The sequence below is a fragment of the ANME-2 cluster archaeon genome, from assembly GCA_019429385.1.
Lineage (GTDB): Archaea > Halobacteriota > Methanosarcinia > Methanosarcinales > Methanocomedenaceae > Methanocomedens_B.
On sequence record JAHYIS010000047.1, the window covers coordinates 1 to 14,418 of the forward strand.

Here is a 14,418-nt window from a genome sequence, read left to right on the forward strand (position 1 = left end):
TTCGTAAAAAAAAACAAAAAAACGTTGAGCCAGGAAGCCCTAATTCAGATATCGAAGGTGATGCCTGGATATTCACTTTCATGACGAGAGGGTCTTATCTCATCGTTGCTTATGAGATTGGGAAACGGACAAAAGAAACATGTGCAAAATTATTTGAGAAAGTTTTTGATAGAATACAATTGCCTTTTCCAGATAAAAAAATTGAAATATTTTCTGATGGACATGATGACTATACAAATACTATTCCTGAGTATTATGCAGAGACATGTGTTGACTATGGACAAGTTATCAAAATAAGGGAGGGAGGAAGAGTTGTTGATAAAATCAAGAAAGTCATTTATGGAACTCCTAAGATAGATGAAATCGAAACGACAGACATCGAAAATATGAATAGTATTTGTCGTGAAAGGCAGGGCAGATTAGTTAGAGAAACAAAATGCTTTTCGAAAAAGATGCCAAAACTCATAAATTCTTTCGAATTATTTCATTTTTATTGGAACTTTATGGATAAGTTGACTAAAACCGAGACTCCTGCAATGTTGGAAGGTTTAGCTGATCATCAATGGAATTGGGAGCAATTTTTTTATTTTTCATTAAGTATCTTAAATTAGGACACTGCCGATAAATGAGGATAAGGCTGAATAGTTACGAAATAAATTAAATAATTTCAAAATATAAGACCTCAAGAATTTGAGCATCTAACTCCTGCTAATTCAAACTGGATGTTTTACATTCAAATTGAATCGAAATTGACATTTGACTTTAACATGCGTAATCACTCTAACTAAATTTTAGATATTTCAATATTTGGCCATCAAATATAAAACTATGGTCATAAATTGTTTGTAATAAATCCCAACATATAACAGCAGGTTTAACTTATGGTAGAAAACATCCAAAGACGGTTCATATTCGGACGATTAAATAATTTTATAAGAATAAAATCACTTACTATTATTTTTTTAGTGGTGTCATTGATTTTTGCTTTGTCATCTGTTGCAAGCGCAACTGATTACTATGTTGCAACAAATGGTAATAATTTAAATACAGGACTTCATATTGGTGATTCATGGAGAAACCCGAGTTATGCAGCAAAGATGGTTCAGGCAGGAGACACAATTTATCTTGTCGATGGAACATGGTATGATGAACATATTATTTTTTCTAATTCTGGTAATTTGGCGAATCCAATTAGAATGGTAGCATATAGTGGAACTCCTACGTTGGACGGGATTGATAAAACAGGATTTGGGATAAAAACAGGTTATAAAAGTGGGATCATAATTGATGGTATAACAGTAAAAAATTACCAATTTGGTTATTATGGCGGGAGTGGAAATAATAATCTAATTTTAAACTCAACTTTTTATGATATGGCAGCCGATGGAATTACATTTAAGGACAACTTTAATGATATTCTGATTGATAATGTCACTGTTCATGATACTGGAGACCATGGTATACATATAACTAATCAGGCTAGAACCAACATATTACGTAACATAACAGTTAGAAATTCTCGCATTTATAATGCACCGCATAATTTAATTGATTTTCATACAAATGTTTCCTTTTCTTTAATTGATAATAATGAGTTCTATTTTACTCCTGGATATTCTGGAAAAAAACAAGTAGGGCTTTATTTGCATAATGGACAGACGGATTACATTACGATATCGAATAACAATTTCCATGACCAAGTACGTCCACTGGAAATTTTAAACTCTGAGCATGTAAATGTAATTAATAATACTTTCACGAATATAGAAGGAAGATGCCTATTTTTCGCAGGCTGGGCTGGATTTGAAAATAACCTTGGTGTATTTGATACTTCTATAGTAAATAACACATGTAATGGGGCGTATTATGGGGCTGTTTTTCAAAATGGTGATGGTGTAAATACATTTAGAAACATTACTTTTGATAATAATGTATTTGTAAATATAATGTTCAATGATTATTGGATACTATCAGGAAATTACGAAGCACCGATTGTCTTTAAAGATACTCTTCCGAGAACATCAAATAAAAGAATTAAAATTCAAATAACCCCACAGACCCCAATTTATTATATCGATTCATTAAATAGTTTAATAAGTAATAATGGAGGATTTGAGACTTTACATTATAGTGATTACTCCTCAAAAAGTATAACCAATAATGCAAATTTAATACTAACCACACATCCCATGACCGCGCACCCCGCCTCCGACCCTGCCACCCTAACCGTGAACAAATTCGACATCTCCCTCCTCCTTGGAAATATCCTAATAGATTTCACAGCAGATACCACTGACGGGAACAACGTAATATTCACGGTTCATGATCTGCAGCCGAACCATTATTACCTCATCAAAAAAGACGGCATCGACTTCACAGCACTCCAGGCAAATTCTTCAGGCTACATACAATTCAGCAATTCCAAATGGTCGCAACACACTTTCACCATTGAAGAAACATCAACACCATCAGGAAACCTTATTCCCAACGCCATAGTTGGCCTCGACCGCATAGTCACAGCTGGTGAATATTTTTTATTAGATGGCTCGGCATCTACCGACGACAATGGGATAATATCATATGTATGGGATTTTGATGCCTCAAATGGCCTCCAGCAGGATGCTACCGGTGCAGTGATAACCCATACCTACGACACCGTAGGAACATATATTGTGACACTGACCGTTACTGACACCAACGGCAGTACCGATTCTGATACAGCCATCATAACAGTACAAGCCCCATCAACTTCACTAATCCTGACCAGTATAAACGCAGCATCAATAACAAGTACTTCAGCAACAGTCACATGGAGCACAGACAAAGTATCTGACAGCCTGGTGAAGTACGGCACAGTGTCTGGAGTATACACGGCAGAGGTATATAATGCAGCAGATGTCGTCTCTCACAGCATAGATCTTACTGGACTGTCGCCAGACACGACGTATTATTTTGTGGTAAACAGCACAGACCCGAACGGCAATTTAAATGAGTCAATCGAATATAGCTTTACCACAGAAACATCAAAGAATAACGCACCACTTATAGACAACCGATTACGAGAATCAATCCCAGATTCCGTGCTGGGTGACACCACCTGGATCGATGTAGGAAGGATCGATAGTATTGGAAATTACCGCGGCACAATCTGGTTCAACCTCTCCCAGTTCAATTCCACCGACCACATCGAACAAGCAACCCTCTCGCTGTTCTGGTATTATGAGATCCGCAACCAGAGCACTGATGTTGGCATATACCGCCCGACGGACTGGGATGCGGACTACGTAACATGGAACACCCAGACCAATGGAGTGCTATGGAATAATCCAGGCGGGGACTGGTACGATAAGAACAACGTGGCGCAGGGAGCAGAGCCATATGCCAGTGTTACATTCCCTGTGGATACTCCACCGGATAATATGTACCATGATTTCGATGTCACAGAACTGGTTCAGAGCTACATTAACGGTACATATGAGAATACTGGTTTATTGATCAAAGCAAATGAAGTTGACAATAGCTATATTGCATTTTATAGTTCGGATTGGTCCAATGCAAACCAGCGTCCCAAACTGACAATCACTATAACTGAGAACCTCACTCCTCACAGCCTCATATCCATCACCCCCTCCGCCACCCAAATAGCCCCCGGCGCCTCCTTCACCCTCACCGTCCCCATCACCCCGGCAACCCCCATAACCGGCGCCCAGTTCGATCTGCTCTTCGACAGCTCGATGGCAACCGTGACCAGCGTAACTGAAGGCAACCTCCTGAACCAGGACGGGGCCTCCACACTGTTCAACAGCGGTACCATCAACAATGCAGCAGGGACAGTCACAAATGTCTACGGCTCGATTATCGAGAATGCAAGCGTATCCTCGCAGGGTTCATTTGCAACGATCAGCATGACTGCAGGCAGCACTACAGGCATTCTGGAACTCAACCTCACCAATGTGGTGTTCAGCGATGCCGATTCTAACAAAATACCATTCACTCTTACCAATGCAACCATCTTGATCGACACCGCCCCGGTGCTGTATGCCATAGGTGCGAGATCTGTAGGTGAAGAGAATACACTTGCATTCACGCTCAGTGCATCTGATGCAGACGGCGACAGCCTGACATATTCAGCCACCAACCTGCCAGCCGGTGCGAGCTTAAACCCTGTATCAGGGGCAGTCTCATGGACTCCTGCAGATGGTGACGCAGGCACATATGTGGTCACCTTTGAAGTGACTGATGGCTACCTCAGCGACTCGGAAACCGTCACGATCACGGTAAATGATGTAAACAATGTGCCCGTCATCACAGCATTCGTACCTGCGGACGGTTCGGTATTCGGTGAAGGCGACAGCATCACTATAGACGTAACCGCATCCGACACAGATAACCAGGTGCTGAGCTATAGTATCAAGATCAATGGGGTAACTAAAAGCACTTCTTCAAGCTATGCCTGGGAAACCGATTACTTAAGCGCAGGTGCTCATACGATCGACATCACAGTAAGCGACGGGATAGACCAGGTCACAGAGACGCATATCATCAATATCAATGATGTGCATCCGCGCTGGGACGTAAATAAAGACGGGAAAGTAAATATTCTGGACATAACGTTAATTGGCCAGAAACAGGGTAGATCTTATATGGCACCTTACCCGCGGGAAGATGTAAACCAGGATAGTGTCGTAAATATTCAGGACCTGACAGTTGCGGGATATTATTTTGGTGAAACAGTGGCTTAAGGGTGCAGGAGAATATAGTTGGATCTTTCCAATATTGAGCAGGTAAATATTAGATGGGATTAACAGGATTTACAGGATGGTGCAAGCCACTTTCATATCCCGTCAATCCTGTTAATCCTGTCCATTAAATCAGGCAATACGATTCTATGTTTAAGAATATATCTTGAATAATGATGTTCCCAACACAATGATGAAGAGAATCATATAGTTGTGGTTCGGGGTGTGCTGGCATGTCTGTTAAAATATATAATATACGTAATTTTTAAAACCACGGAGAACAACTTCACCAGAAGTGAACATTTATAAAAGATGATGTTCAACTATTAACCAGTGATAATGATGTCAGAAACTGCCGCGAAAGTTAACATCGGCGAATTTTTAGCCCGTAAGATTGATAGAACAATTCAATCAAAATCCGTAAAGAGCAGAGAGGGTTTTGTCAAAAAGGCGATTCTGCATTATTTGGAAGATTTAAGTATCAATAATCTGAGATCTGATCTTTTCAAAGAAACGCTGGATACAAAAGAAATCATGCTGAATGCATGGAAAAAACCGATAGAAGCTGATGAGGCATTAGAAATCCTATCCACGCTTGGATATGGTAAAACAAAGGAATCCGTTGAAAAATCCATACAGATTACGGAAAATGAAGTAGAAAGCAAATATGCAAAAGCCTATAAAGAGTTACAGGAAACTGCATGATTGTAATAGATTCATGTGTCTACCCTTACCACACTTCATCCTTTGAGAAGGTCAAAAATCTTTTCCTCATCAAGGGCAGTTACTTCTCCACTCTCCATCTCATTGACTCTCAGGCAGATCTCTTTCATAAAATCAGGATCAGTGATTGCTTCCAGTCCGTCACGTTTATTTTCAATTTCAGCAATTAGACTGCACAATATAGTTCTATCAACAAAAACTAAATAATTCTCATCTTCCTCGGAGGCACTGTGAATTCGGTTTTTTATGTTTACCCTTTGGTCATTATCTTAAGATTTAATATGCAGTACTTAAGTAGTTTTCGAACTCCTCAAATTGCATTTTATCCCCTCATAACCCCCGCAACCCCCATAGCCGGAGCCCAGTTCGACCCGCTCTTTGACAGCTCGCTGGCAACCGTGACCAGCGTAACTGAAGGCAACCTCCTGAACCAGGACGGCGCCTTTACATTCTTCAGCAGCGGCACCATCAATAACGTCGCAGGGACGGTTACAAATGTCTATGGTTCGATCCTCGGCGAAACGACTACATCCTCGCAGGGTTCATTTGCAACTATCAGCATGACTGCAGGCAGCACTACAGGCGTTTTGGACCTTAACCTCAACAATGTAAAGATCAGTGACTCCAATAATGCCTATGCCCCCTACACCCTTACCAATGCAACCATCCTGATCGACACCCCCCCGGTGCTGGGTGCCATTGGTGCGAGATCTGTTGACGAACAAAATACGCTGGCTTTCACGCTCAGCGCATCTGATGCAGATGGCGACAGCCTGGCATATTCAGCCATCAACCTGCCAGACGGTGCGAGCTTAAGGCCTACGTCAGGCATCTTTTCATGGACACCGGCAGTTGGCCAGGGAGGCAATTATGTGGTCACCTTTGAAGTAACAGATGGATACATCAGCGACTCGGAAGCCGTCACGATCACGGTAAATGATGTAAACCATGTGCCCGTCATCACAGCATTCGGACCTGCGGACGGTTCGACATTTGGTGAAGGCAATAACATCGTAATAGACGTAACCGCATCCGATGCAGATGGCCAGGCATTGACCTACGACATCAAGATCAATGGAGTCACCAAAAGTACAGTATCCAGCTATATCTGGACAACCGATTACTTAAGTGCAGGTGCTCATACAATTGATATTATAGTAAGCGACGGTACAGACCAGGTTACAGAGCAGCACATTGTCAATATCAACGATGTACATCCGCGCTGGGATGTAAATAATGACTGGGAAGTTGATATTCTGGACATAACTACAATTGGCCAGAAATATGGCACATCTATAGAGGCACCCTACCCACGCTGGGATATAAACCAGGATGGTATTGTAAATGTTCAGGACCTGACAGTTACTAGCTATTATTTTGGTGAAACTGTAGTTTAGGAAGAGGTCAGGCAACGATAATGATTGCGCTGGATGTTGTGTCGGTGGAGTGCCGCCATGGCTGTTGAAATATATAATCTATGTAATTGATACCCAAACCCCTGCCACCTCAGCCCGACCGGGCTGCATGGTGGCAGCCAACCTTTTGGATTTGAATAATATTTAAGGCGTAGATATCGCGAAACGTTGTTGTCCCTCTTTGCGTGCCTCTGCGAACTCTGCGGTTACCGTTGTATTTACTCCGCTCCAATCCGCTTTATGGCCTCCTGTTGCCCCGTCATGTGCACTTAACAGTCTACCCATTCCTGGTGCTACTACCTGTTGCAGGAGTTGATGTGGAGGTGAGCTGTGGTGGGAGTTGGGTGCGCTGGATGTTGTGCCGGTGGAGTGCGGTCATGGCTGTTAAAATATATAATTCATGTAATCTGAAAACATGTCCCGCGCCAACCTTCTCCTGGCGCACATATACCCTGGTGCGCGGATTTGAACCGAAAACTTTAACAAAGGTCATGAGGAGATAACTGGAGAGCGTCGAAAAAGTCGATATTTTGACGTATTTCAACCAGACCTAAAATTTCAATATGGCATAGCATAACGATTTACTGAGTTAACTTTTATTAAATGTTTTAATTTTTGTACTTTTCCGACAGTCTCAACTACATGATGAAAAGAGTAATTTTACATGTTTCCGGCAATATACAACGTGCTATATACAGGAGAAAAGTTATGTCCATAGCCAAAACGATTGGCATTACAGGAGCCATAATGAATCTTTTAGATGGTAGAATGAAGATTATAGCCGAATGGGATGATAATTTTGAATATCACCGGCTGCAGAATTTCAAATTCGGGGTGGATGTAGGTGTTCGTTGTGTGCACAGTCTGATATTTTAAAGTACGATCATTAATCTATCATGTCCATTGGACTTTTAGTCGCACTCTGATTTTAGTGTGTGTGCTCCAAAAGCAATAAAATGGCCTGTGCAGTCATGAAGTCACAGTATTTTTACAAAATAGCAGATTCCAAACGCGTAAGACGAACTTTAACCTCAGAGAGTTCCACACTCAAATTGGCAATTCTTTCCTGTGCGCCAGTATCGTGCTTTGATACGGCATGTGTGAGTTGATTAAAATTTTCATTTGTTTCCTGTTTGAAATTTTCTAATGTATCAATCATGACATCCTGTTTCCCAATCATTTTTGTCATTTCTCCCCTTGCAAGATCCAGCCGCTCACCCAATTCCTCGACAATATCCCCGCGTTTTATCTCAAAATATTCAAAATCCCCGGTAGCATCCTCGAAACTAACATCCAGGTCTTTCACATCAATGGGAAACATTTTTATCTTAATTAGCTCTATGAACGAATCGAGACTTGCATTCTCCCCTTCACATACGATCTTCACATCATATGGCTTAATATTTTCCACAAAACCAGTTAGATTCATTTCACGAGCTTCTTGTTCAACAACATCTCTGTAGCCCACCCTCTGGACATTACCTTTTGCGATAATTATTGCTCTTTGCATAACATCATTTTACTAATTGAATAGATAAAAAGATTTGCATCTACCTATAGCACATCATCAATATCAATAATGTGCATCCCCGCAGGGATGTAAATGAAGACGGAGACGTTGATATTCTGGACATAACAGCAATTGGCCAGAAACAAGGCATGACTATTGTTGCACCCTACCCGCGGTGGGATGTAAACCAGGATAGTGTCGTAAATGTCCAGGATCTGACAGTTGCCGGATATTATTTTGGTGAAACTATCGTTTAGTCAGAGGTCAGGCGAATTTTGAGTTTTTCACAGGAAATCAGTGATATCCGTATTTTATTTAATATTCAGACACCTATTAACACTGATTTTACCTAAAGTCAGTATCAACAACATAACTGATTTTTGGCCAGTGCCATCTCCTATTCGTTGATATACAAATATGCGGAATTCATTTTTTGGGATACTGCTGCAATAGCGACACCATTTTGAAACCTTGCTCACAATTACGCGAAAACTATGACCACGAATTCCCAAATCATGCGCACAGATTGGTTTTCATTCTATATTTTTTTTGAAACGGGTCATATATTATATTCCAGCATCTGTTGTCAGAGGTGTTCGATCTTTCAATATTGAGGTGCGTTTTTGTTTCATTTCATCGTATAGTTCTCCATTTATTCAGGTTCGTATTGTTCTTTCTGTAGTGTTTTTCTCTATTCACTGCAAAAGCAACCAGGAACGTAAATATTGGGTCCGATATATCGGTAATGTCAATAGGATTATTTTCAGCCAGGGTGGCACAAAAGCTATTTATAGAATATATTATAATTATTAATCTGTATGTTAAAATGAAATTCAATTATTTGGAAATTACGGATTAATTATTTTGAGAGATATACACAAAGAGTGAGTAAATGTTGAGTGGGACCAGAAATGTCGGATTGATTTTTATTGTTATTCTACTGGCAGGTTTCAGTAGTAGTACTGCTGCCGCATCTAACGTAACAATCAGTTCATCTTCTCAAATATTATCATCAGGAGATATCTTCACGGTAGATGTATTTGTAGAACCGGATGTTGCAATTGCAGGAATGCAGTTCAGCCTCGAGTTCGATGAATCAAAATTAAATGTAGTTGAAGTAACTGAAGGCGACCTTTTCAGACAAAGTGGTTTTGGGACATTTTTCAATAACGGTACCGTCGGGCAGGGAATGCTCACAAACGTATACGGAACAATTCTGGGCGCATCAAACGTTTCAACACCTGCTGCGTTTGCTTCTATCACATTGGTCGTAGAACCACAGGAAGAATTCACATCAACGCTCAATTTAAAGAACGTAATCATAAGCGACCCTGACGGTCATGCTGTAGTCGTTGAAGTCATGGACGCAATTATCGAGGTCATGTCTATCTACGATGTAAATGGTGATGGGGCCGTAGACTTAACAGATTATGGAATAATCGATGAACATTTTTCTGAAACCACATCTTTCCCCTATCCGAGATGGGATGTAAATTCTGATGGTATTGTCAATGTCCAGGACTTAAGATTAATCACCTTCAACCTGGGTTGATTAAATAATTAAATGGTAGATTACCTTTGAATAATATAAGTGATATATATAGCCCTAAAGGTTAATTCAAAATGATACATTTGCATACAACAAACAGGATGCATTATACGTTATTGATCTTATTTTCTTTACTGCTGTTTAGCGTAAACCTTGCCGGACCAGCATCAGCGACAGCTATGTTTTCTATCTCACCCTCAACTCAGCACGTTGAAGAAGGCCAGAGTTTTACTCTGAGCGTATATGTAGAACCAGATGTCCCAATCTCAGGGGCACAGTTCAACCTGGGCTTTGATAGTGCTCTGGTACAGGTCATAAGCGTCACAGAAGGTGGTCTTCTGAACAAGAATGGAGCAACTACCATATTTAGCAATGGTACCATAGATAATTCGCTTGGAACCATTACCAACGTATATGGCGTAATTCTCGGGAAAAGTAATGTTACTGCTCCTGGAATATTTGCCAACATCAGTCTTGTCGCATTAAATACGTCGGGCACGTGTGCATTTCAGATGTCAAATGTTGTCATCAGTAACTCGACAGGGTATTCTCTCCCAGTTATTGTAAAGAATGGGGATGCAACAATTGGTGATATCAAAATAACTTCTTCTAATGGGGGTACAGGTGGCGGCGGAGGGGGTGGTGACCCCCCAGATGAAACCTTTGAGAATATCATTTGCACCGAAACCGATAGGGAATATGTGAACAAGGGTTCAGCTATTAGCTATCAATTCGACCTGGAATGTAATCTTGTTGAATACATCAATTTCAATGCATTGTCCAGTTCAGGAGAGATAGCCGCAAAAGTCGAAATACTGGAAAATACGTCCTCACTTGTTGATAAAGCTCCGCCGGGTATCGTGTTCAAGAACCTGAACATCTGGGTGGGCAATTACGGCTGGGCCACAGAGAAGAACATCAGGGACACGCTAATAGGATTCAAAGTAGACAGGTCATGGGTCAGCCAGAATAACATCAATGAATCCAGCATCACTATGTACCGCTTTCATGAAAGCCAGTGGGTTCCATTAAATACTACAAAATTACGTGAAGATGCTGACAATCTATTCTTAGAAGCCAAGACTCCCGGTTTTTCCCCCTATGCAATTACCGGTTCAAGTTATTCACAAGCTTCTACTGACGATGAAGTAACCGATAAGGATGGACAAAACTCTGCTCTCGATGGTACCACAGGGTCTGCGAAATCGAATACCCTGATTTCTGGTATTTTATTGGCATTATTTGCAGTATTGTATGGTGTCATTCTTTTCCTCAGTCAAAAGATACGCACAATGGTCCTGTTCTGCAGGGATGACCTCAAAGATCCGGAAACAGTCGATGATATGAATGCTTTGATCCGGGGGTCCAACCTGTATGATGGGCCTTTCAGGGAGATCCCCCTCACAAAGGAAGCGAATATATTGCTTGAGCGAAAACCTGAAGGTGACGATTGTATCCGTTTTAACCGATTGCTGTTAGAAACGGCGTACCCGCAGGAAATTGTCAGGAAACTTCATGGACGATTCGGTCCTCTGCACTGGGTAATGTTATTGGTAATAGTTATTCCATTGGTCGGTCTTATCGATATGGTGGGTTCCCCACTCAATTGGGTAATTGGAATATTGCTGGAGTGTGTTATTGTTATGTACTTGGTTCTAAAAGTAAAAACATACTCTTCAACATCAAGAGTTTCCTGATTTTTTTTGACAAGCAGTATAACAGTAAATATATATTTAGTTAACTGGCAGGTAAATATGTGAGATTACCCGGGAAAAATGTATCAATTTCAGACAGGATACGGGGCAACATTCCGATCCTGTTCATCCTGTCAAAAAGTCAAACGATGACTGGTACTTTATTGCGCCTGATATTTCAGATACATATCCGGAATCTTTTTGGAAATGCCATTTTCAGACATTTTTTCGATTCTTAAAATGTACTTCAAACGTTTTTGCCAGGCCCGCCGGACTTTTTATCTCAATACCATTGTCCGTAAAAACAAACTTCTGGGGCATTTCATTTGCCTTTGTTAAACGCATTTTCTGGATCTCGATAATATATGCCTTTTGCATATCCAGTTCGTGTGTTATCTGCTTGTCAAAGAAAAAAATGCCGTCTGCCATAAAATCAAAATCATCATATTCCTTAACTTCAAGTCCGTGTTTTTTTTCTGTAATGGCAAGGCACGTGATATTTTTCTCCTTGATCTTCTTGGTGATATTCCTCCACTGTGGAGATTGCCTGAGGTCTGAAATATCAGAAAAGATATTCAGCGAATCAAATACAATTCTCCTGGGTTTAAAGGTATCAATGATATCAATGATCTCCTCGGTTGAGATCATGGTGAATCCAAATATCTCCAGATACCCTTTGTCTAAATGTTCTCCAATATCCCATCCGTATCGAATGGACTGTTTGATGAACTGCTCTACCCTTTCCTCAAAGGAGAAAAAAATACATTTTTCATGTTTTTTCAGCCCTTCAAGTAAGAACTGCATTGAGAAAGTGGTCTTGCCTGTGCCCGGCGTACCGGTAACGGCAATAATGAACCCTTCAGGTATGCCTCCCTCCACAAGCTCATCAAAACCGAATATCCCTGTCGGTACCCTTTTAATTACCCGGCCAATACTCTGGGTGTCGACCCTTTCCTTGAAACGTATCTTATCCATTCCCAGAAGCGCTTTTTCCAGGACGATGTTCTTGGCACCCAGCTCCTGCTCATAGCGGTCCAGAACATTCATGGCCTCTGTGCTCAGGGTGGTGTGTATGGGGTGCTTTGCGCGCATGATATGGAGTTACTATAAAGGGTTTGTTTAGGTATTGGTGGAATTGATATTCATTCCATCTATAGAATTGAACGGGATTATATAAAAAAGTTTATTTGTAGGGCAATTGCAGCAAATATAAAATATAAGATGGCAGCTAAAAAACGATTATTAATCGACAAAAAGACAAAAAAAAGAATGGTGTGATAATTGAATAGTTCAATTATCACTGTTAATTAATTTTGCTTATTCTTCCTTTTTCCTTGAACTAATAATGAACATCAGTCCAATTATTGCAGCTATTGGCAATGCAACAGTGGGGAATTCAGGTATACTATTTATTGGTCTTGAAGCTGAACCTGTATCAAAACTTACTATTCCACCTGAGGCACCTATTTCAACATTATAGACAGCCCCAATTGGACCATTATTTGTAACAGTAATGACCCCTACGTCTGTGAATGTAGCCGCAGTTGGAATGAAGTTTAGGGGTGTCGAAACTGCAATGTCAGTATTCAATTCCCCTAATGAGCCATCTGAGATCACTGTAACTTTACTCCAATATGGTATTGAATCACCAATGGATCCTGAAGCTACATTTTCAGCATGATAACTTAATGTAATAGATGCTCCCGGCTGAAGATCAATAGGTGTTACTGCAGGAGCAGTTCCTAATGCATTATATAAAAGTGCATCATATGGATCCGCCGCCGCCGTCCCAATCATCCCTACCAATCCAAAAATCAGTAAGGCACTTATTATTAATTTATTCAATTTAATTTCCTCCTATTTCCCATAAAGATACTTTTTGTTAAGTATATAATCATTGGTCATTTTAATACTTAAATCTTTTGAAGAATCTTAAGACTGATAATCATCACCATCATCACCACAATATTTTAGGGGGCGTCATTTCATCTTAATGATATGTCGTATTTTCATGACAAACATCACCTATCGCCACGAATTTAAATCAATCACCTTGGCACAAATATCCAATCAAACAGAACACCCCTGTCAACCCAAACATCGCCCATGTCCCTTGCTTCCCGGTAACCCTGAAATAATAAGGCAAAACCCACTTAAGAGTCAATGCGTTGGGCACTTCAAGAGTCCCATCCGCCCTGAGCCCACCGAACCTGGCAACCGGAAACTCCCTCACCCGCCAGTATACATTCATCATGAAATGAACGGTATGGGGGTATCAACATGATAAATCCGCCCACAATAAGGAACCGTTTCAATTCGTGTTGGTGAATATAATAAGACCGCAGATAATTGCAGATTTTCAGGCAGCTTATCCGCGTTCACCGGCATTCATCTGCGATTAATTTGAAAGCACCAACATGTAATGTAACGGTCCCTAAATTTCAATCCTGCCGAACATAACGATTTACTCGATCAATTTCATTGAATGTCCCTTACCGCACAATACTCCTCAACCCATCTCCAAGCTCAACTCCACTGCTCCACCACTCCGAAATCCTTCTCACATCAGCACTTGAATGCCTGATATCTCCTGCCCTCTCCGGCTGATATACAATACCTGCACTGCTGCCAGTAATCTCAAGCACCGTCCGTGCCAGCTCATTGATGCTCACACTGCACCCCGTAGCCACATTGAACACTCCCCCGTCCCCATGTTCCAGAGCAGCGACATTCGCGCGCACCACATCAGACACATGAACGAAATCCCTGGTCTGCTCGCCATCCCCGT

15 protein-coding genes and 3 pseudogenes are annotated in these 14,418 nt (G+C 41.0%); 11 read left to right on the forward strand and 7 right to left on the reverse strand.

Going from position 1 to position 14,418, the window contains the following annotated elements; translation table 11 throughout:
• The 6 genes and pseudogenes from K0A89_11975 to K0A89_12000 all read left to right on the forward strand — a co-directional run.
• Window positions 1–611: IS1 family transposase (locus K0A89_11975; GenBank protein ID MBW6519205.1), on the forward strand; the 611-nt coding region annotated here is incomplete at its 5' end.
• A 270-nt stretch (window positions 612–881) separates the two neighbouring features.
• Window positions 882–1,949 (forward strand): annotated as a pseudogene (locus K0A89_11980) (right-handed parallel beta-helix repeat-containing protein).
• Window positions 1,947–2,720: pseudogene (locus K0A89_11985) on the forward strand (PKD domain-containing protein). The pseudogenes K0A89_11980 and K0A89_11985 overlap by 3 nt, the downstream one beginning before the upstream one ends.
• A gap of 192 nt (window positions 2,721–2,912) precedes the next feature.
• Window positions 2,913–3,584 (forward strand): annotated as a pseudogene (locus tag K0A89_11990) (DNRLRE domain-containing protein).
• Window positions 3,585–3,734: 150 nt separating this feature from the next.
• On the forward strand, window positions 3,735–4,742 hold the full coding sequence (locus K0A89_11995) for a putative Ig domain-containing protein (GenBank protein ID MBW6519206.1): 1,008 nt from the start codon (window positions 3,735–3,737) through the stop codon (window positions 4,740–4,742).
• A gap of 339 nt (window positions 4,743–5,081) precedes the next feature.
• Window positions 5,082–5,444, forward strand: coding sequence for a hypothetical protein (locus K0A89_12000; GenBank protein ID MBW6519207.1), 363 nt, complete (start codon window positions 5,082–5,084; stop codon window positions 5,442–5,444).
• A gap of 35 nt (window positions 5,445–5,479) precedes the next feature.
• Here the strand turns inward: K0A89_12000 and K0A89_12005 are convergent, their stop codons facing one another.
• The gene (locus K0A89_12005; GenBank protein MBW6519208.1) at window positions 5,480–5,641 is read right to left on the reverse strand and encodes a hypothetical protein; all 162 of its coding nucleotides are present in this window, start codon (window positions 5,639–5,641) and stop codon (window positions 5,480–5,482) included.
• Window positions 5,642–5,743: 102 nt separating this feature from the next.
• Between K0A89_12005 and K0A89_12010 the strand changes: the two genes are divergently transcribed.
• Window positions 5,744–6,859 (forward strand): putative Ig domain-containing protein, encoded by a 1,116-nt coding sequence (locus K0A89_12010; protein ID MBW6519209.1) that lies wholly within the window; start codon window positions 5,744–5,746, stop codon window positions 6,857–6,859.
• Window positions 6,860–7,021: 162 nt separating this feature from the next.
• Here K0A89_12010 and K0A89_12015 read toward each other — a convergent pair whose 3' ends face one another.
• On the reverse strand, window positions 7,022–7,162 hold the full coding sequence (locus tag K0A89_12015) for a hypothetical protein (GenBank protein MBW6519210.1): 141 nt from the start codon (window positions 7,160–7,162) through the stop codon (window positions 7,022–7,024).
• A complete protein-coding gene (locus K0A89_12020; protein ID MBW6519211.1) occupies window positions 7,155–7,370 on the reverse strand; it encodes a hypothetical protein in 216 nt (71 codons plus the stop codon). Before K0A89_12020 ends, K0A89_12015 begins: the two co-directional genes overlap by 8 nt.
• 152 nt (window positions 7,371–7,522) lie before the next feature.
• On the opposite strand from K0A89_12020, the gene K0A89_12025 reads away from it, so the two are divergent.
• Window positions 7,523–7,753: an acylphosphatase gene (locus K0A89_12025; GenBank protein ID MBW6519212.1), complete on the forward strand. Its 231-nt coding sequence runs from the start codon at window positions 7,523–7,525 to the stop codon at window positions 7,751–7,753.
• A 112-nt stretch (window positions 7,754–7,865) separates the two neighbouring features.
• Here K0A89_12025 and K0A89_12030 read toward each other — a convergent pair whose 3' ends face one another.
• Entirely contained in the window at window positions 7,866–8,387 is a 522-nt protein-coding gene (locus tag K0A89_12030; GenBank protein MBW6519213.1) for an acylphosphatase, read from the reverse strand.
• Window positions 8,388–8,458: 71 nt separating this feature from the next.
• On the opposite strand from K0A89_12030, the gene K0A89_12035 reads away from it, so the two are divergent.
• The 3 genes from K0A89_12035 (at window position 8,459) to K0A89_12045 (ending at window position 11,633) form a co-directional block, all read left to right on the forward strand.
• On the forward strand, window positions 8,459–8,644 hold the full coding sequence (locus K0A89_12035) for a hypothetical protein (GenBank protein ID MBW6519214.1): 186 nt from the start codon (window positions 8,459–8,461) through the stop codon (window positions 8,642–8,644).
• 638 nt (window positions 8,645–9,282) lie between these two features.
• Window positions 9,283–9,939 (forward strand): hypothetical protein, encoded by a 657-nt coding sequence (locus tag K0A89_12040; GenBank protein ID MBW6519215.1) that lies wholly within the window; start codon window positions 9,283–9,285, stop codon window positions 9,937–9,939.
• A gap of 71 nt (window positions 9,940–10,010) precedes the next feature.
• The gene (locus tag K0A89_12045) at window positions 10,011–11,633 is read left to right on the forward strand and encodes a PGF-pre-PGF domain-containing protein (protein ID MBW6519216.1); all 1,623 of its coding nucleotides are present in this window, start codon (window positions 10,011–10,013) and stop codon (window positions 11,631–11,633) included.
• A 213-nt stretch (window positions 11,634–11,846) separates the two neighbouring features.
• Here the strand turns inward: K0A89_12045 and K0A89_12050 are convergent, their stop codons facing one another.
• The 3 genes from K0A89_12050 to K0A89_12060 form a co-directional block, all read right to left on the reverse strand.
• Window positions 11,847–12,725, reverse strand: coding sequence for a circadian clock protein KaiC (locus tag K0A89_12050; GenBank protein MBW6519217.1), 879 nt, complete (start codon window positions 12,723–12,725; stop codon window positions 11,847–11,849).
• Between the two features lie 222 nt (window positions 12,726–12,947).
• Window positions 12,948–13,427, reverse strand: coding sequence for a PEF-CTERM sorting domain-containing protein (locus K0A89_12055; protein MBW6519218.1), 480 nt, complete (start codon window positions 13,425–13,427; stop codon window positions 12,948–12,950).
• Between the two features lie 695 nt (window positions 13,428–14,122).
• The coding region (locus K0A89_12060) for an NAD-dependent epimerase/dehydratase family protein (protein MBW6519219.1) at window positions 14,123–14,418 on the reverse strand (296 nt) is incomplete at its 5' end.